This is a genomic window from Paenibacillus sp. FSL P2-0136, assembly GCF_037975325.1.
Taxonomy (GTDB): domain Bacteria; phylum Bacillota; class Bacilli; order Paenibacillales; family Paenibacillaceae; genus Paenibacillus_AQ; species Paenibacillus_AQ silagei.
Window position 1 is genome coordinate 7,112,425 of record NZ_CP150244.1, and the last position, 16,916, is coordinate 7,129,340.

Genomic DNA, 16,916 nt, shown 5'->3' on the forward strand with positions numbered 1-16,916 from the left:
CTTATTCTTCACTCCCATGAATACTGCTCGCATCCCTTCGACAGAAGCCACTCTTTCATCTTGGCCGATACCTGCCCGGCAGCCTGCTCATAGAAGACGGCTACCTCCTGCCCACCCGCCAGATTCAGGCGGATATAGCCGCCCAGATTCCGGTAGAACAGGTAGCAGACGTAAGGATTCTCAATGAAGAGATCCGGCGGAGACTCCGCCCGGCACAGGCCAGCCAGCTCCGTGAGCGCCAGCTGGCCCTCTCCCGGCGGCATCCGCAGGAAAAGATGCTCGCGGGTTCCCGTCCATGGCTCATAATAGACGCTCTCCTCCTGGCTCCGCCCATACATCCGGCGGTAGATGCCGTCCAAGATCAGGGCATAGCTCTCTCCCTTCTCCTGTTCCCCGGATGGCAGCGGGATTGCTTGAATCTGTTCCGCATGACGGGGCAGCCATAGCAGCCCGTCCACCTTGGAATGAACCGCCAGGAAATCACCGTCCACAGTGGTCCCGATAGCGGTACACTCGCCGATCTGCTGCTCCGTTATAGGGCTATCCTGATCATGCTCCCATAATCCGTATTCGGCAAACGGCCCCAGCACCTCTGTGTCAGGGGTCTGCACATTCATCCAGCCCCGATACGTTCCTTCGCCGTACTGCTGCAAGAACCGGATATAGGCTGGAGGATACAGACCTGCGTTCTCCACTTCAAGCAGGCGCCTGTGATGCTCTGACAGCCCCTTGGGCTCAGATACGATATACATTCATCATTCCCCCGGTTTCCTGCGTGAGTTATTCATCAATAACCTTATTCTGCCGCTTCCGCCAGCCAGGCCCGCATCGCCGGAGCTTCCGCCCGGTTCAGCCGCAGGGCAATCTCCGTATTCCCCTCATCCGGCGGCATCACTTCGGCAAGCACACATACGTCCTCCCTGGGCTGATTGAGCGCGAACAGACCCTCAGCATCCAGCATCCGCATCGCCAGCTCTATGGCCCCCAGCCTCATAGTGAACTCATCGTTCCATGCCTCATCCTCAAGCTCCGCAATAGACGGACGCGCCTGGAATAACCGCTTGACCTCATCGAAATACTCATCTCCGAAGCAGCAATAAGGCGAATCGGCATATGACCACTTGATCAGCTCGGCGATCTCTGCTGCCGGTATGCTGCCGCACTCTGCCTGTCTGTCCGCCTCCTGCTCCAGGGCCTCCCGTGACCAAGCGGAGAGGCTTGGCGCATGTCCCTCGCCCGTTGTATATAGCGTACAGTAATAATAATGCTCCCCATTCGCAAAAAGCTCGCGAAAAGACCTCCGGGCCGCATCCGCAATCTCAGCGGCCAGCCGCTCCACTTCCTTCTGTGCCGTATTCATGGCTACTTCCTCTCGTCGATCAGCTGTTCCAGGAATCCGGCGAACGTGGGAGCATACTCCTCGATCAGATCATTCATGAGGTCATAACGCATGACCGGGAATTCCCCCTGCACATCGGGGGCAGAGGTGTCAAAGTAATACAGCTCATCGCTGTCCGGCACGAACAGATCCAGCCGGTGCGGAAACCGGCTGACCCACCAATCCTCCGCCAGATTCAGCCTGTGGATATACAGCAGATCCCAGTCGGTATACTCCCTATCCTCGGGAGCAACCAGCGTCAGAATTTGCCCGTCCCCCAGGCTGGCCCCCCCATAACGGTTCAGCCACCAGCGGTAAGACGGCGGCAGCCTGAAGCCTAATTCCTCCTCGGCTTCGGCAATCCAGCTCTCCTCGGCCCCATGGCCCGGAAACCACCGGACCGGGGAAGGCTTGCTTAATAACTCTGTCAGACGTTCATACATTGGTGTGCTCCCCTCTCCCTGCTAAGGGATAATTATAGATTGTCAGGATGAACAGCAGCTGGCGCATCATTATTCATGCGCAGCAGGATATACTCAATCTCCTCCAGCGGCAGCTTCAAGGTCCGGCTAACCTCATGGAGTCCCATCTCCCGGGAGAGGAGGAGGCGTGCCTGATGGATTTTCCCTTCCAGCCAGTTGTTGGCCAGCATCCAGCTCTTCACCCGTTCCAGTAGCTCTGCTTGGGCAGTTTTACCGGCATGCTTGGTATACTTGGCAATAGATTCTGCCAGATAGCTGTACAGGTGAATGCCCAGAGCCTCGCGCTGCTCATTCTTGGACATGCGCTGGTACTGCTCATAGCTGAGGCTGATATCCAAATAGAGGGTATGATCCCCGCTGTCAAAGCGTCTGAACGTTCTCCGCTCGTAGCTATCAGGTAACACCCGGAACACAACGAAGATATCGTAGGGGAACTCCAATGTATTCGCCAGCTCCTCTAACGGCAGCAATTCATCTCTGAGTACACCCACACATGTTCCATGGGTATCCAGCGTAAAACCCAGTTGCATATTAGCACCCCTCCCCAGCTTAAGACACGCTTGAACTATTTCCCCCTTCTATAGGCATCTGCCAGCTGGACCAGATACCAGACGGCCGCACCGGTCAGGGCTGCGAACAGCAGATTAATACAGCCGAATACAAGAAATAACTTGGCTTTGCCTGGCCCGATCCGTACAGCAGCAACGAGCTGGAGAATCGCAGGGAGCAGGAACATCAGCCAGGAGACGGTGATCAGCTTTTCGGTCTTGAAGCTCCACCATACCGCACAGCACGATAGAGCCAGCACGCCCCAGGTACAGATGAACTTCAGCGCCATCTGCTCCCCTCCCTTTCATGAGTAATCCAATAGATCAGCTAGGCCCTGGTTGCCCATGGATCACGAGTCCATATTGTCTGACCATCCACGAGTCGCTTAAGTCTTGAGCCGCGTCACGGCTTATGCGTACAGAGGGCTTCTGTTCGTCCATCGCCTCCGTATCTTGCGCCGAGAAGCGGAGAGGCTTGGTTATTTTTTGAATAGAGCCGGTGATTTCCTTATACAGGGCATAGCTCAGCGGTTTGTGCTCCCGGACATCCTCATAGAGATAATACTCCCCTTGCTCATCCTGAGCATTGACCCGGTGCCCCTTAGGGCAGGAGATCAGAATACAGGGCAGCTCATTCTCTGCCCATTGCCCGTGATAGGGAATAGAAACCCCCTCATTTCTCGCAAAAAAACCAAAGCTCTCCGTATCCGGCAGAACCGACATCGAATAGATGAAGAAGGGGCGCACCCCGCTCTCTTTTTCCGTAGCTGTATAATATTGATAGAAGGCGCGATACGCCTCCACCACCTGATTCTGATCATGCTCTGTATGGGTATAATTGGTTAAATAGTACCGCACTTGCGTAGGCTCCAGAAGCTCTACGACTCTCTTGAACTCCTCGGGCGTGATGAAGAAGCGCTGCTTGTAGAATCCGCTGTTTTTTAGCATCTTCTTCTACCACTCATAGGTAACAAACCGTGCTCTGAGCGTCTCTTCATACGGCAGCCATTCCGCATCGCTCCATAGAGACATTCCAGTAATTTCGGACAGCCGCTCCACCGCTTGCCCGGGGCTGGTAAGGCTGATGAATGCGCCGAAGTTCTCCTCCTCAGCTTGCATCCCGAGCACCCGCTGCATATATTCGTCAGCTATACGCTCTTCCCGCAGGTGTTCGTATTCCTCCCGGGTCCACGGCTCACAGAAGATTCGTTCGGCCTGGATCTCCCCCTGTTCAAAGAAAGACAGCTCGAAGATCTCCTCATTCATGTATCCCGCCGTCATCACCGGCTCCTCCAGCAGCCCGGACAACGTTCTGCCAACCTTTTTCACCGTACCCCATACGAAATAATCGTGAAGCACGCTGATCCAGCCCTCGTTGCTTTGGCTTACATAGATAACTGCCTTACGCTCCGGCGTCTCAGAATCAGGATAACCCAGAACCTTGCCATGCTTGGCGATCAGCTCTTTCAAGGCTTGAAGGGTCTTGTCCAGGTCACCTGACTTGATATGCAGATTTGCAAACGATCTTCCCACGGGTGGATGGCCTCCTTTAATGGCTTGTCTATAGTTACTTGGCATACTAACATATAAACTAGATTTCATTCATTTTACCAAATTAATGTAAGGAGGGGCTACCTTGAATAAGAAATTCCTCTTGGCCAGATGGCAGGACGACCAGCTCTCTGAAGTGAACCGGCGTCTGGCCGCTATTTCAGGCAAACATAATCTCCATCAAAAGGACCGCTCCTTTCCCATCTCCCCTTATGGACAGACGGAGGCAGGACTGGAAGATTACCGGGGGGTTACTCTGATAGAGAGCATACAGTACCTCACTCTACAGGGCATTGATTTCTCTTATTCACGCTTCGAGGATGCGGCAAGCCTCAATACCTCAACGCTTACCCATTGTTGCCTGGACGGGGTCAAGCTGGACAACAGATTCGTGACCCATACCTTCAGCCACTGTTCCTTCCGGGGAGCGAAGCTGAATCGTGCCCGAATCAGCAAGGAGTTCCATGATTGTGATTTCACCGGCTGCAACTTCAGCAAAGCGATCGCTAATGATGTATCCTTCACCCGCTGCCGCTTTGACGGCGCCAACTTTCGCGGTGCCTTATTCCTGTATTGCCGGTTCGAGGAATGCAGCTTTGAGGGGGCGCTGTTTCAAGACGGCTCCATAGCTGGAAGCCGCTTTGCGGGAGAGGCACACTTGCTGCCTGAGTGGGGGAATACGATACTGGATCATGTGAAATTTGAGGAGTGATGTAGCCTGCAATAGATCCGCATATAACCATCCAACTTAGCCATAATAATACAGATTATCCCATCCCACCCAAAGGAGCAGTTGATCTTGAAAAAGCTATGGCTAATGGTGTTCACCCTCACGCTCGTATTCAATCTTGCGCAAGCCGGAGGAACGGTGCAGGCCCAGGCAGGCGGCAGCAAAAAGGCGGCGGCCTGCTGGAGCCCGCAGAAGGTGCAGCTGAGAAGTGAGATGCAACAGGTGTGGATTGACCACACCACATGGACGCACAGCTATATTGTGAGCGCCCTCAACAATAACCCGGATCAGAAGGAAGTATTGGCGCGGCTGCTAAGGAACCAGGAAGATATCGGCAATGTCTTCAAGCGTTATTACGGGGAGGCGAACGGCAATAAGCTGGCCGGACTGCTCAAGGAGCATATTCAGATAGCCGGACAGATCGTCGCGGCCGCCCAGAAAGGCAATGCGGGCGAGGTACAGAAGCTCCAGACGGACTGGCACAGGAACGCCGATGAGATTGCCCGCTTCCTGAGCGGACTGAATCCGAACTGGCCCTTCAAAGGAGTGCAGGACATGCTGTACGAGCATCTTCAGCTCGTCACGGACATCGTGCTTGATATCCTCAAGGGAGACTACGCTGCTTCCATTGCTGCCACCGATAAAAACGAGGTCCACATGATTCATTTTGCCGACCTGCTGACGGAAGGCATTGTGAAACAGTTCCCGGAGAAATTCCAGGGGAAATAGGATACGTGATCCGTGACACACACAACAAAACAGGCTTTTCACCTCCCCAAGGGATCGTGAAAAGCCTGTTCCTGCGTTTAATCTCTGCGCGCTTTAGTAGATCTTCCCCAGCAGCGCGATCACTTCATCAAGCGTAAGGCCGAAGGACTTGTAATACTGAATGTCGCCCTCCATCTGCTTCAAGACCATCTCGTTACGTATCCGCAGCATCTCATCCGGTGAGAATTCGGCCACAAAGCAGCCTTTGCCCGTTACCGTATTAATCAAGCCACTCCGCTCTAGCTCCTCCCAGGCCTTCTTCACCGTGATGACACTGACATGCAGCTCTAGGGCAGCCTGCCGGATGGGGGGTAAGCAATAGCCGCTTTCCAGCTCGCCACTAAGAATCTGTGCGCTGATCTGTTCGTGCAGCTGCTGGTAAATCGGCTTGTCGGAGGTGCTGGAGATGGTTACGTTCATAAGATCTCCACTCTGAGGAATCTCTTCACCGCAATCCGGTAGGCAAGCAGGGTGAAGACCGCGAAAATGAGGATGCCTCCGATCAGAATCGAGAACTGAAGCGCCGCATTGCCGGTCCCGGAGCCGTAGAAAATGCCGTGCATCCAGCTATTCTGAATTCCGGCCCATTGGACCAGGCCCGCGAACAGGATCGCCGCAGCCGTCGATGCAGTCGTAGCCGCGCCATACTTATATGCCGTCTTGTAATACATCGAGATAAATATAAGGTTGAACACCGCCAGCATAATGAAGCATAGGCCCCAGAAGCCCATATAAGGCGGAAAGAAAATATAAGTCAAATGCGGGTACAGGCGGAACGTAAAGATACTGAAGATCATGGCAATGAGCAGATGCATAAGCTCAAGAATGACAATCACAGCTATTCTGGACTTCACGATGTCCGGTTTGGTCACAGGCATCATCGTGCTGAATATGAGATCATTCTGGCTCTTGAATCCGCCGAACATGTTCGGTACGGTGATGAAGCAGAAATACAGCGGGACTATAAAGTAGACCCAGCCCGGAATGAGCATCAGACCGCCTAGAATTAAAGGTAATACAAAGAACCAGGGGTTAACGCCTAACTTCAAATCCTTCAGCACCAGATTATACATATACACCCTCCTTTTTGGTAAAGTAGATCATGATGTCGTCAAGAGTCGGGATGGCCGTGTTAAGCGTCCAGGCGGGATCGATATCCCGGGCATGAATCAATCCGGTGAAGCCGAAGGAGTTGATCTTGTAGGAAATCAGCTTCTCCTTCAATTCGTTAAGCTGCGACTCGCTGCCGCTAAGTAACCGGTATGACTCCTTGAACTCGTTCTTCTCGCTACTTGCCACAATCTCTCCTTGCTCAATGAAGGTGATATAATCCGCACAGCGTTCGAGGTCAGAGGTTATATGAGTGGAGAAAAGGATGCTGATCTCGCCGCCCATGATAAGCTCCTGGAAAATATCCAGCAGATCATCCCGGGAGACCGGATCGAGTCCGCTGGTCGGCTCATCCAGAATGAGCAGCTTGGCGCCATGCGACAGAGCGAGAGTCAGGCTGTATTTGACCTTCATACCGGTGGACAGCTCAGCGATCTTCTTGTTCTCGTCCAGCTTGAACCGCTTCAGATACTTGTAATACGTGTCATCATTCCAATTCTTGTAGAACTTCTTCGTGATGCCTGTGAGCGTCTTGATCCGGCTGCGGGTGTAGAAGTTAATATCGCCGAAGGCACAGCCGATGTCCTGCTTCAGCTCCATCTCATGCTCCGCGATATTCTTGCCCAGAATGTGAATCTCGCCGCTGTCCATCTGAATCATATTTAGAATCGATTTGATCGTCGTTGTTTTGCCGGCGCCGTTCACGCCGATGAAGCCCATAATATACCCCTGCTCCAGTTGAAAAGATACGTCTTTGAGCTGAAAATTCGGGTATTTCTTATTCAAGTGTCTAACATCCAAGGCCAGCATAACAACCCTCCCCAATAAATTGTGTATTCCGTGTATACACAATGTATCACGGGGATTTCACAAAGTCAACAGTCGGGTGAAGATTAGGCTGCCGTCTCCGCAGGCTTATCCTTCGGCTTGCGCCGGAAGAGCGGCTTGCCCTTAGACCAGTTAATGAACGGCTGTTCTATGGCGTAATACGAAATAGTGGCCGCTGCATACGAAATGACCACAACAGACATACTGATGCCCAGCCAGCGCCACACATCCCTGACCCCGGCAAAGTGGTAATCCTGAAGCCCGTACTTCTCGATCAGAGTAATGAACAGGTAGTGCCATATGTACAGGCCGAACGAGACCTTCGCCGTAAACCGGAAGAAGCGGTTATCCAGCACACGCCCGGCCACCCGGCTGAACGGTGCTGTGAATAGCACAATGCCAAATAGTATGGCGTAGACCGGGAACAGATACGGCTGCTGCTGGAGACTGAAATCGAATTCGCCCGCGTGGCGCATCCGCCAGATCAGGAGGCCGGCCAGGCCAAGTGCGAGCGCAGCAGCCGCATCGAACACGCCCAGCCTGCTGAGCCTTTCCACTCTGGAGCGGCGCTGCAGCAAGGCATTCGTGATGCCCGCCGCCAGAATGCCGATGGTGAAGTGGCCGAAGAAGCCGACCGGATTGTAGTTGGGCATCCAGAATTTCGCTCCGCCGACCTGGCCGTAGTCCCAGCCCCGGCCCTGCTCGCCTGGTGTAAACCAATGATGAATGAGGGCATTGGCGGCCAGCACCAACCCAAATATGGCGACCCAGAACATGATCGCCTTACTAAAGGAATGAAGTTTGCCTAGCATGAATAGTGCAGCCATGAAGAGGGGCATAAGCAGGTAGCAGAAGACCTCGAAGCTGATCGACCAGAGCGGGCCGTTCAAGTCGGAGGGGAAGAACGTGGTATAGTGGAAGCCCGATGTGAAGGTGAAGGCTGTGACAATACGCCGCCCTAAGTACTCCATCGGAATATCCAGCCTCCAGGTCAGGAGCAGGCAGACCAGCAGGGATACATAGAAGCCGGGCATAATTCTTGCGGCACGGCGCAGGGTGTACGTCCTCAAACTCGGATACGGCCTGTTATCGAGATATGCACTCCAGAAGGGAAACGACAGCAGGAAGCCGCTTAGCAGAAAAAACAAGCTGACCCCGCTGTTCCCCAGAAGCAGCACGGATTGCAGCTCCTGCAGCCAGGGCTTTTGTGCGGGCATGATCAGCTTTTGCGACAAGTGATGCAGGATGACTGACAGGCAGGCGATCGCACGAACGCCATCCGCTCCTGTTAGCCGGGTATTGCCCAGACGAATCGTTGACATCAGCTCAAATTCCTCTTTTCATGAGTGAATTCCTGAATATATGACGCAGACTGGTCTCAGGTACTCTATCTTTCCATAGATTCAGGCCAATTCCTTCAACGATTTAGGGCTTTAGAGGAGAAAATTTTACAAACTGTGATTTACGTCCCATTATTGCAATTTACTTGAATTCCCCTCCATAATCGCATCCAGAAACTGCTCGGCATCACTGTTGAATTTCCACCCTACACCATACTGGTCCACCAGCAAGCCGAAGCACGAAGACCATGGTGTAGCGGATAAAGGCATGATGACATGTCCGCCCGCAGACAGGCCCTTAAAGTACTCTTCCAGCTTCTGCTTGTCCTCCATCACCAGGCTGATCAGCATGGCATTCCCCTTCACCAGCTTTCCCATTACCGCTTGCATCGAGGGCAGAAGGTCGGACATCATAATTTTGCCGCCTGCGAATTCTATAGAGGATTCCATAATCATCGCTGACTCCTGCTCGGACAGAGGATAGTTCGGGTCCTGCGGCATATCTCCGAATTTGACCTTTTTCACCTGGGTGGCCTGTAGAGCCTCTGTGTAGAATTCAATCGCCTGTTCGGCAACACCATCGAAATTAAGATAAGCAATCGCTGACATTGAGCATAACCTCCTTCGTAAGATAAATGTAGTATAATACACGATAGGTGACGGCTATATGTCACCGTTTCGTACTCAACTCAAGAAAGAGGTAACCGGATGGACAAGGTGGAGCGGCTGATTACCATCATCATGATTCTGCTCAAAAAAGATATTGTGCCCAGCTCAGAGTTCGCACAATTATTCGGCGTGTCCAAACGGACGATTCTCCGCGATATGGAAGCGCTCAGCCTGGCGCACATTCCTATATACGCCACACCCGGCGTGCAGGGCGGCTACGGCATTATGGAAGAATACAAGATGGACAAGCGGCTGCTGAGCAGCTCCGATCTGGAGAATATACTGGCTGCGCTCGGCGGGCTGGAGCAAATTCTGATCAGCGAAGACGTTGCCATGACGCTACGAAAAATAGAAGCGATGGTTAGCCCGCTCGCTTCTAAAGGGTCGGTTCAGCTGTCCTTCTATGGCTGGGAGGGACGCGCGGAGCTTGCCGGAGCCATGAAGCTCTGTCAGGAGGCCATCGCCGGGAGCTGGCTGCTCTCTTTTGACTATACCGATAGAACAGGTACTCCCACGACACGGACAGTGGAGCCTTATCAACTTCATTTCAGTGAATCGAGCTGGTATCTGAAGGGCTTCTGCCTGGAGCGGATGGGCGCGCGGATGTTCAAGCTCTCCCGGATGGAGCAGCTGGAGCGGAAGAAACAGACCTTCAGCCCCAGAGCGGATATGCTGAATCAGGCACGGGAGGCTGAAGTTCCGCCGCAGTTAACCGAAGTGAAGGCGCTGATCTCGCCGGGGATTAAGGATCAATTCATTGAACGTTATGGCCGCAAGAGCATCGAAGCCTATAACGCGGAACAACTGCTGGCTACGTTCTATATTCCGCATCACCCGATCGGATATCAATTCCTGGCAGGCTTCGGCACCCATCTGGAGATTATGGAGCCGAAGGACTACCGTGAAGAATTCCGTAAGTACCTGCTTGAAATGATGAGCCGGTATACGTAGTAATTACGGTGCTAAGGGAGCGGGCTGCTACTCCAGCTCCTTAAGAAATTCCCCAATCCGATCCATATAGCCCGGAACTGTAATGTGGCGTGGGGCGAAGAGGCTGATCATGAGCGCTCTGAAGCTGGAATCCGCCGTCTTCTTGCTCAGCATCGAATGCTCAGCCTCCGGGAAGACCGCCACGCTCAGCAGCTCCGGCCGGACGAGCTTGCGGTACACCTGCTCTGTCTCCTGCCAGTCTACATGAATATCCTGCTGGCCCAGCAGCAACAGCACCGGGGAATGGAATTGCTTAAGATCCTCCCCTGCATCCGACAGGTAATTCTTACTGACAAAGGTCCACCGCTCCCGCGTCATCGGGTCATCTTCCTTCACTACAGCCAGATAGTCTTCATAGCTCGCCTTCTGCGCCAAAAGCTCCAAAACCTCGTTGTTAGATGCCACTTCCGCTTGAATCTCCGCTTCCGATTTCCCTTCCTGCAGCATTTGCTGCCGGGTATGATAGGCACCCTGGCGCAGCCAGTTAATAGCCGGGGAGACCAGGATGCTGAAGGCGAGCGGCTCCTTGCCCGCCAGCTTGGGAATCACCCAGCCTGCCTGACTGGCGCCCCACACCCCGATCCGGTCCGGATCGATATCCGGCTGCTTCCGGGCCCATGCAATAGCCTCGCGGGCTTCTTCCACCCGGTCATCTATACTCTGATCCAGCCAATCGCCTGCGGAACCGCCGATCCCTCTTTTATCAAGAGACAAGGAGGCATACCCCAGACTGGCTAACCGCTCCCATAGCGGCTTATATCCATCATCATGCGAGGCATTAATCGGCCCGTCCCCATGAATGAAGAGGACCAGTCCCAGCTTGCCGGAAGCTGCTGAAGACCCCTTGGGCAGCACCAGCGTACCCGTCAGCTCGCCCTCAGGCGACGCAATCCGGATGGCCTGCTCCGTCATCTCAAAGCGGTTCTGCTGCACAATATACAGCCCCGCACCGCTAAGGAGCAGCACTATAGTTAGCAGAGATATCCATAGCTTCTTCGTTGTCTTCATTTCTGTATCCGCCTCTCTTCTGAACCATGTATTCCCAGCGCAGTTCATTGAACAATAAATACAGGGTATAACGTGTCTCCCGGGCTTCCGTATGGAAGGACCACTTCCCGTATAGCTGACGGGCATGCGGATTACCGGCTGATACATGCAGGCTGAGACGATTCAGTCCCGGGTCTTGATCCACAAGCTTCTGCGCCCACTCTATAAGCAACCTTCCTACCCCTTTGTTCTGATGCTCCGGGTGGACCGCAAGGTCGGTAATATAACACTCGCCTGCTGCCGGGGTATGGTCTAGTACATAGAGGCCGATCAGCATTCTGATCATGCCCCGTTTGCCTAATAGCTGTGAGGTTCCCGGTAACGGAGGCGTCTGCCTTTTCCCCAAAAGGCGGGCTTCAGGTGTACACTTAATCGCGATGCTGCCAATCACCTCACCCTGCTGCACAGCTACCATCCTGTGTGTATAGGGATCAGCAGGAGCATACTGAAGCAGCATTTCGAAGCACCCTGCCAGCTCTCCCTCCTTCAGCCTGATCCGGTTCTGGAATTTCCCCTGAAAAGCTTGAGCCAGCAGCCCCCCCACCGCACGATTATACCTCGCCTCCATAGGTTCGATAGTTACTGGCGCTGTGCTTATTGACGTTGTACCTGTTGACATCGTTCTCATACGGAACCTCTCCCTTCCACGGGTGCAGCCGGGCCGATGCAGGCCCTCAGCTCATAATGCAGCTTGTCTTGAACGAAAAGGGAGAGATAAGAACGTTCAATGACCACCAGCGGTCCCGCGAGAGGAATCGCTTGTGCAGCAGCATGCTCCAGCAGCCGGCCGGTCCACTGCTCCAGCTCCTCCTCCCGGGCCACACATTGCAGAGTCAGATACTCCCCTTCCGGTAAAATAACTCCGCCCGCCTCCGGCTGCTCCAGACACAAGGTCACAGCGCCCGGCTCCTCCAGCACATAATACATATCCGATTCGAACAGATCCGGTATCCCTGCCGCCTGCTCCGCAAGCAGCGCTGCACTCAGCTTCCTGTGTGAATCCAGCTTCATCACCTGCATAAGTCTTGTAGCCTTACACTTCTTAATCTGAAAGGTCTCAGGGGAGGTGCTGTAGCTCTGCTGTTCCTCCAGCATTTTACGGATAAACTGCCGAAGCTCCCGGAGGCGGCGCAGCTCTTGCTCAATCCCCTCCAGAGAATGCTCCAGCAGCCCGCGATGCTGCTCCGGACTATAGCCCATACATTCATTAATCGACTGAACAGGCACTTCAAGCTTGCGGAGCAGCAGGATATGCGCGAGCTGATACACTTGATCCATACTGTACATTCTGTACTGATTCTCACCGGTATAAGCAGGCTGCAGAACACCCTTCTCTTCAAAATACCGGATCTGGTGAACCGATACATTCATCAGCTTGGCCAGTTCACTAATTGTTATTTCATTTCTCATCTAATCACTCCCCGGACTGCGGCTTGGAATATCCCTACGATACACCCTGGGTCAGACCTAAGGTCAAGGGGAGGATTCGAGATCCCGGGCCAGACGGAGAAAAGCCTCAATTGCCGGGGAGAGCCACTTCTCCTCATGCCAGAACATCTGGGTGGCAAAAGATACTGCGGTCAAATCCCACGGCAGGGAGATCAGCTCCCCCCGCTTCAATTCTTCGCTTACAGCCATTTCAGGCAGGATGGCGATGCCCATGCCCAGCTTCGCACATTGTTTGATGGCTTCTGCGCTGTGAAACTCAAGTTCCGTAATGCCTGCCATCCCCTTCTGCGACAGGCTGCGCTCGAAGAAGCTGCGGTAGGAGCACCCTTGCTCCGTCAGTAAGAACGTTTCACCGTGGAAATCCTCGATAGCAAGCGCCGGACGCGACGCCAGCGGATGATCGGGAGCAGCCAGGAGACAGAAGCGTTCCTCCCTTATTTTTTCTCCGCAAAATCCGCTCTCTCCCTTCACTTCATCCAGCATGAAGATAACATCAACATCCCCGTCCCGCAGACTCTGTCTGAGGCTGGGACTCACGAGCGGCAGGAAGATCAAGCGGACTCCGGGATGAAGCTGCCGGAACTTCTGCAACACAGCGGGGAGCCGGTAGGTGCATAATGTCTCATCTGCGCTAATCACGATGGTGCCTGTCAGCTCGCCGGGCTGCTTAAGGGCATGCTGCGCCTCCTCCACCATACACAGGATGTTATCCGCATAACGCAGGAACGTTTTTCCGGTATCGGTTAACGTCACATTTTTACCGAGCCGGTCCACCAGCTTCACTCCTAATTCCTCCTCCAGGGCCTTCATTTGCATCGTAACCGTTGAGGGAACATAGTTCTGCGCTTCGGCGGCGCGGGCGAAATTGAGCGTGGAAGCCAGCGTATAAAAGGTTTTAAGTTGGCGCAATTCCATCTGATGTCACTCCTTCATTCAAAAAAAATGAACGTTCCATTCAGAAACGTTTCTTTGACTTAACCTTAGCAGCATCGTAGAGTGATGACAAGAACGGCGGCCGATTCCGTTATGAATGTACAAGGATATGAAACCACAAGGAGCGAATGAATTTGAATAACCGATTGACGATATATATTCTGGCACTTGCCGTTTTTCTGATCGGGACGATTGAATATATTATTACCGGCGTCATTGAGATGATGGCGGCAGATCTTAGCGTATCCACCTCCGAAGTGGGTCTGATGGTGACTGTCTTCGCGCTGTCCGCAGCGATTATTGCACCGGTTCTCATTGCACTCACCCTCAATATGGACCGAAAAAAGCTGTTGATGACCGCCCTCGGCGTGTTCATTGCCAGCAACGGGCTGATGCTTCTGAACCTGCCTTATGAAGCTATGCTGGGGGTACGGGTTATCCAAGGGGCAAGCGGGGGCATAGCTACCGTAGTCGCTATGGCTGTAGCTACACGGCTCGTGGAGAAGGAGCGCAGAGGCAATGCGATTGGCATTATTCTGATGGGACTGAGCAGCTCGCTGGTTCTGGGCGTTCCGGCCGGCACTTTTTTCAGTGAACACTTTGGGTGGAGGGCTCTGTTCATCATCGTCGGGGGGCTGAGCCTTGTTCCGCTGTTCATCATCTCTGCCAAGGTCCCTGCCATCAAAGAAAAAGAAGCCGTCACCCTCAGGATGCAGCTGTCTGTGCTGAAGGATTCCAGAATTGTTACTGCTCTGGCGATCACCTTACTATATGTAGGGGGTTACGCTACACTCTTCACTTATATTACCCCTTACCTGCAGGCCGCATCCTCACTGTCTGTGACCGAAATCAGCGGGGTGCTCTTCCTGGCGGGGGTCTGCAGCTTCATGGGCTCCAAGTTAGGCGGGCAATTGGCTGATTCCAAAGGATCGAAGTTCACCATAATTACGGGACTTCTGTTACAGGCAGCCACGCTCCTCCTGTTCGCAATGGCAGGCGTTCATGTGATCGTCCTCCTCCTGATCCTGATGATCTTCATGCTGGGGACCTGGAGCATCTCCCCCGCGCAACAGCTCCTGCTGGTCACCCTGGTTCCCCGGAACCCGGATATGGCCCTGAGCGTCAATACCTCCTTCATCCAGTTCGGCTTCGCGCTGGGATCGGGCCTAGGCGGCTATGTGATCAGCCGTACCTCTGTGCTCCACCTGAACTGGGCGGGTCTCGCGGCTGTAGCGGTGGCTCTGATTCTGGCCATCCGGCTGTTCAAGACTCATAAGGCTTGATCGCCCTTGAAGTACTCAGAGATGGACACAGGAAGACAAAGAGGCTATCCCAAGGGATGGCCTCTTTGCATGTATATAAGAGCTGACAGGCTGGTGGTCAGCCGTACGCTCTCTATTGCCTACAGATGGTTGACCGCGGCTGGCGGCTCATGCCCATCTGTTCCATTCGTCAGGCCCAGCGTGTGCGCTGCGGAAGCATGAATGTCGTTCAATAGCTTCGGGTTAGCGGACAAGGACATGCCGTAGGCAGGAATCATTTGCTTGATCTTCGGCTCCCAGGCCTTGATCTGCTGCGGGAAGCACTTGGTGATTACCTCCAGCATGACAGAGACGGCCGTTGATGCTCCTGGAGAGGCTCCCAGCAATGCGGCGATGGAGCCGTCCGCACTGCTGATCACTTCCGTTCCGAATTGAAGCATGCCTTTACCGGCTGCTGTATCCTTAATAATCTGCACCCGCTGGCCTGCCACCACCAGCTCCCAATCCTCGCTGCTAGCATCCGGGATGAACTCCCGCAGCGCTTCCATGCGCTGTTCTTTGGACAGCATGACCTGCCCGATCAGATACTTGGTCAATGACAGGTTTTTCGCTCCTGCTGCAAGCATCGTAACCAGATTATCCGGCTTGACCGAGGTAATCAGATCGAACATGGAGCCGTATTTCAGGAACTTGGGCGAGAAGCCGGCAAACGGCCCGAAGAACAGGGATTCCTGCTTATCGATCACCCGGGTATCCAGATGTGGAACAGACATCGGAGGCGCACCCACAGCAGCCTTACCGTACACCTTGGCATGATGCTGGGCTACAATCTCCGGCTTCTTGCAGACCATGAACAGTCCGCTTACCGGGAATCCGCCAATCTTTTTACCTTCCGGTATGCCGGATTTCTGCAGCAGATGCAGGCTTCCTCCCCCGCCGCCGATGAAGACGAACTTGGCGTTATGACGCTCTGTTACGCCGCTGGCGAGATTCTTCACCTTCAGCTCCCAGGAGCCGTCCTGCGCGCGCTTCAGGTCATCCACCTGATGATTATACCTAATATCGGTGTTATTGCTCTGCAAGTGGTTGAACAGCATACGGGTCAGTGCGCCGAAGTTCACATCCGTTCCCGAATCGATTTTGGTAGCCGCTATCGGCTGGTCCAGCTTCCGGTTCTTCATCATCAGCGGAATCCATTCCATCAGCCGCCTTGGATCATCGGAGAATTCCATGCCTTGAAATAGCGGACTATTTGAAAGCGCTTCATATCGTTTTTGTAAAAATGCAACGTCCTTCTGTCCTTCCACAAAGCTCATATGTGGCACAGGTACAATGAAATCCTGCGGATTGTGTATTCGTTTCTGGCTCACCAGATAGGACCAGAATTGCTTGGAGAACTGAAATTCCTCGTTCACCTTAATCGCCTTGCTGATGTCAATCGATCCGTCCGGCTGCTCTGTAGTATAGTTAAGCTCGCAGAGTGAGGAATGCCCCGTTCCCGCATTGTTCCATTCACCTGAACTTTCCTCCCCCGCACCCGCACGCCGCTCAAACACGGTTATTTGCCAATCCGGTACTAATTCCTTTAACAGTGAACCAAGTGTTGCACTCATGATTCCAGCACCAATTAAAATAACGTCTGTTTTTGTTTGTTGGTTGCTCATATTATACCGTCCTTCTACCCTACGATTTGCAGGAAGGATGCAGGCACTCCTGCTTAGGCGCCATAGCAAGCCAGCGCGGACCAAGTCACACACCGTTTGGATCAATCCTGATCCTAGTTTATCACTAATGAAACTAAATTTTAAGATTTATCTTAATTTTTATAAAC

The 16,916-nt window shown here is 53.4% G+C and carries 21 protein-coding genes; 4 read left to right on the forward strand and 17 right to left on the reverse strand.

Features of this window, described 5'->3' with window-relative positions; all coding sequences use genetic code 11:
* Positions 1-8: 8 nt before the first annotated feature.
* From NYE26_RS30340 to NYE26_RS30370, 7 genes are read right to left on the reverse strand one after another with little or no spacing between them, the layout of a single operon-like run.
* On the reverse strand, positions 9-752 hold the full coding sequence (locus NYE26_RS30340; protein ID WP_339252399.1) for a hypothetical protein: 744 nt from the start codon (positions 750-752) through the stop codon (positions 9-11).
* Between the two features lie 44 nt (positions 753-796).
* Positions 797-1,360 (reverse strand): DUF4303 domain-containing protein, encoded by a 564-nt coding sequence (locus NYE26_RS30345; protein ID WP_339252401.1) that lies wholly within the window; start codon positions 1,358-1,360, stop codon positions 797-799.
* A gap of 2 nt (positions 1,361-1,362) precedes the next feature.
* Complete coding sequence (locus tag NYE26_RS30350) at positions 1,363-1,821, reverse strand: SMI1/KNR4 family protein (RefSeq protein WP_339252403.1); 459 nt, start codon at positions 1,819-1,821, stop codon at positions 1,363-1,365.
* Positions 1,822-1,853: 32 nt separating this feature from the next.
* Complete coding sequence (locus NYE26_RS30355; RefSeq protein ID WP_339252405.1) at positions 1,854-2,390, reverse strand: hypothetical protein; 537 nt, start codon at positions 2,388-2,390, stop codon at positions 1,854-1,856.
* A gap of 35 nt (positions 2,391-2,425) precedes the next feature.
* Positions 2,426-2,698 (reverse strand): hypothetical protein, encoded by a 273-nt coding sequence (locus NYE26_RS30360; RefSeq protein ID WP_339252407.1) that lies wholly within the window; start codon positions 2,696-2,698, stop codon positions 2,426-2,428.
* A 34-nt stretch (positions 2,699-2,732) separates the two neighbouring features.
* The gene (locus NYE26_RS30365) at positions 2,733-3,356 is read right to left on the reverse strand and encodes a hypothetical protein (protein ID WP_339252409.1); all 624 of its coding nucleotides are present in this window, start codon (positions 3,354-3,356) and stop codon (positions 2,733-2,735) included.
* Between the two features lie 6 nt (positions 3,357-3,362).
* Positions 3,363-3,941 carry a hypothetical protein gene (locus tag NYE26_RS30370; RefSeq protein ID WP_339252411.1) on the reverse strand — a complete coding sequence of 193 codons (579 nt, stop codon included), beginning with the start codon at positions 3,939-3,941 and terminating at the stop codon, positions 3,363-3,365.
* 103 nt (positions 3,942-4,044) lie between these two features.
* On the opposite strand from NYE26_RS30370, the gene NYE26_RS30375 reads away from it, so the two are divergent.
* The gene (locus NYE26_RS30375) at positions 4,045-4,671 is read left to right on the forward strand and encodes a pentapeptide repeat-containing protein (RefSeq protein WP_339252413.1); all 627 of its coding nucleotides are present in this window, start codon (positions 4,045-4,047) and stop codon (positions 4,669-4,671) included.
* Positions 4,672-4,758: 87 nt separating this feature from the next.
* Positions 4,759-5,418, forward strand: coding sequence for a glycosyltransferase (locus NYE26_RS30380; protein ID WP_339252415.1), 660 nt, complete (start codon positions 4,759-4,761; stop codon positions 5,416-5,418).
* A 93-nt stretch (positions 5,419-5,511) separates the two neighbouring features.
* On the opposite strand, the gene NYE26_RS30385 is transcribed toward NYE26_RS30380, so the two are convergent.
* From NYE26_RS30385 to NYE26_RS30405, 5 genes are all read right to left on the reverse strand, one after another.
* The gene (locus NYE26_RS30385; protein ID WP_339252417.1) at positions 5,512-5,877 is read right to left on the reverse strand and encodes a GntR family transcriptional regulator; all 366 of its coding nucleotides are present in this window, start codon (positions 5,875-5,877) and stop codon (positions 5,512-5,514) included.
* Positions 5,874-6,530: an ABC-2 transporter permease gene (locus NYE26_RS30390; RefSeq protein WP_339252419.1), complete on the reverse strand. Its 657-nt coding sequence runs from the start codon at positions 6,528-6,530 to the stop codon at positions 5,874-5,876. The genes NYE26_RS30385 and NYE26_RS30390 overlap by 4 nt, the downstream gene beginning before the upstream one ends.
* Positions 6,523-7,377 (reverse strand): ABC transporter ATP-binding protein, encoded by an 855-nt coding sequence (locus NYE26_RS30395; protein ID WP_339252421.1) that lies wholly within the window; start codon positions 7,375-7,377, stop codon positions 6,523-6,525. The genes NYE26_RS30390 and NYE26_RS30395 overlap by 8 nt, the downstream gene beginning before the upstream one ends.
* Positions 7,378-7,460: 83 nt before the next feature.
* On the reverse strand, positions 7,461-8,717 hold the full coding sequence (locus tag NYE26_RS30400; protein WP_339252423.1) for an acyltransferase: 1,257 nt from the start codon (positions 8,715-8,717) through the stop codon (positions 7,461-7,463).
* 150 nt (positions 8,718-8,867) lie between these two features.
* Positions 8,868-9,344, reverse strand: coding sequence for a VOC family protein (locus NYE26_RS30405; protein WP_339252425.1), 477 nt, complete (start codon positions 9,342-9,344; stop codon positions 8,868-8,870).
* Positions 9,345-9,443: 99 nt separating this feature from the next.
* Here NYE26_RS30405 and NYE26_RS30410 point away from each other — a divergent pair, with 99 nt between their 5' ends.
* A complete protein-coding gene (locus NYE26_RS30410) occupies positions 9,444-10,355 on the forward strand; it encodes a YafY family protein (protein ID WP_339252427.1) in 912 nt (303 codons plus the stop codon).
* Between the two features lie 27 nt (positions 10,356-10,382).
* Here NYE26_RS30410 and NYE26_RS30415 read toward each other — a convergent pair whose 3' ends face one another.
* From NYE26_RS30415 to NYE26_RS30430, 4 genes are all read right to left on the reverse strand, one after another.
* Entirely contained in the window at positions 10,383-11,402 is a 1,020-nt protein-coding gene (locus tag NYE26_RS30415) for an alpha/beta fold hydrolase (RefSeq protein WP_036722924.1), read from the reverse strand.
* On the reverse strand, positions 11,347-12,069 hold the full coding sequence (locus tag NYE26_RS30420; protein ID WP_081751012.1) for a GNAT family N-acetyltransferase: 723 nt from the start codon (positions 12,067-12,069) through the stop codon (positions 11,347-11,349). The genes NYE26_RS30415 and NYE26_RS30420 overlap by 56 nt, the downstream gene beginning before the upstream one ends.
* Entirely contained in the window at positions 12,066-12,851 is a 786-nt protein-coding gene (locus NYE26_RS30425) for a MerR family transcriptional regulator (RefSeq protein ID WP_036722926.1), read from the reverse strand. The genes NYE26_RS30420 and NYE26_RS30425 overlap by 4 nt, the downstream gene beginning before the upstream one ends.
* 63 nt (positions 12,852-12,914) lie before the next feature.
* Positions 12,915-13,805 (reverse strand): LysR family transcriptional regulator, encoded by an 891-nt coding sequence (locus tag NYE26_RS30430; protein ID WP_036722928.1) that lies wholly within the window; start codon positions 13,803-13,805, stop codon positions 12,915-12,917.
* 152 nt (positions 13,806-13,957) lie between these two features.
* On the opposite strand from NYE26_RS30430, the gene NYE26_RS30435 reads away from it, so the two are divergent.
* The gene (locus NYE26_RS30435; RefSeq protein ID WP_036722929.1) at positions 13,958-15,106 is read left to right on the forward strand and encodes an MFS transporter; all 1,149 of its coding nucleotides are present in this window, start codon (positions 13,958-13,960) and stop codon (positions 15,104-15,106) included.
* 119 nt (positions 15,107-15,225) lie between these two features.
* Here NYE26_RS30435 and NYE26_RS30440 read toward each other — a convergent pair whose 3' ends face one another.
* Positions 15,226-16,749, reverse strand: coding sequence for a malate:quinone oxidoreductase (locus NYE26_RS30440; RefSeq protein WP_209868958.1), 1,524 nt, complete (start codon positions 16,747-16,749; stop codon positions 15,226-15,228).
* Positions 16,750-16,916: the final 167 nt, after the last annotated feature.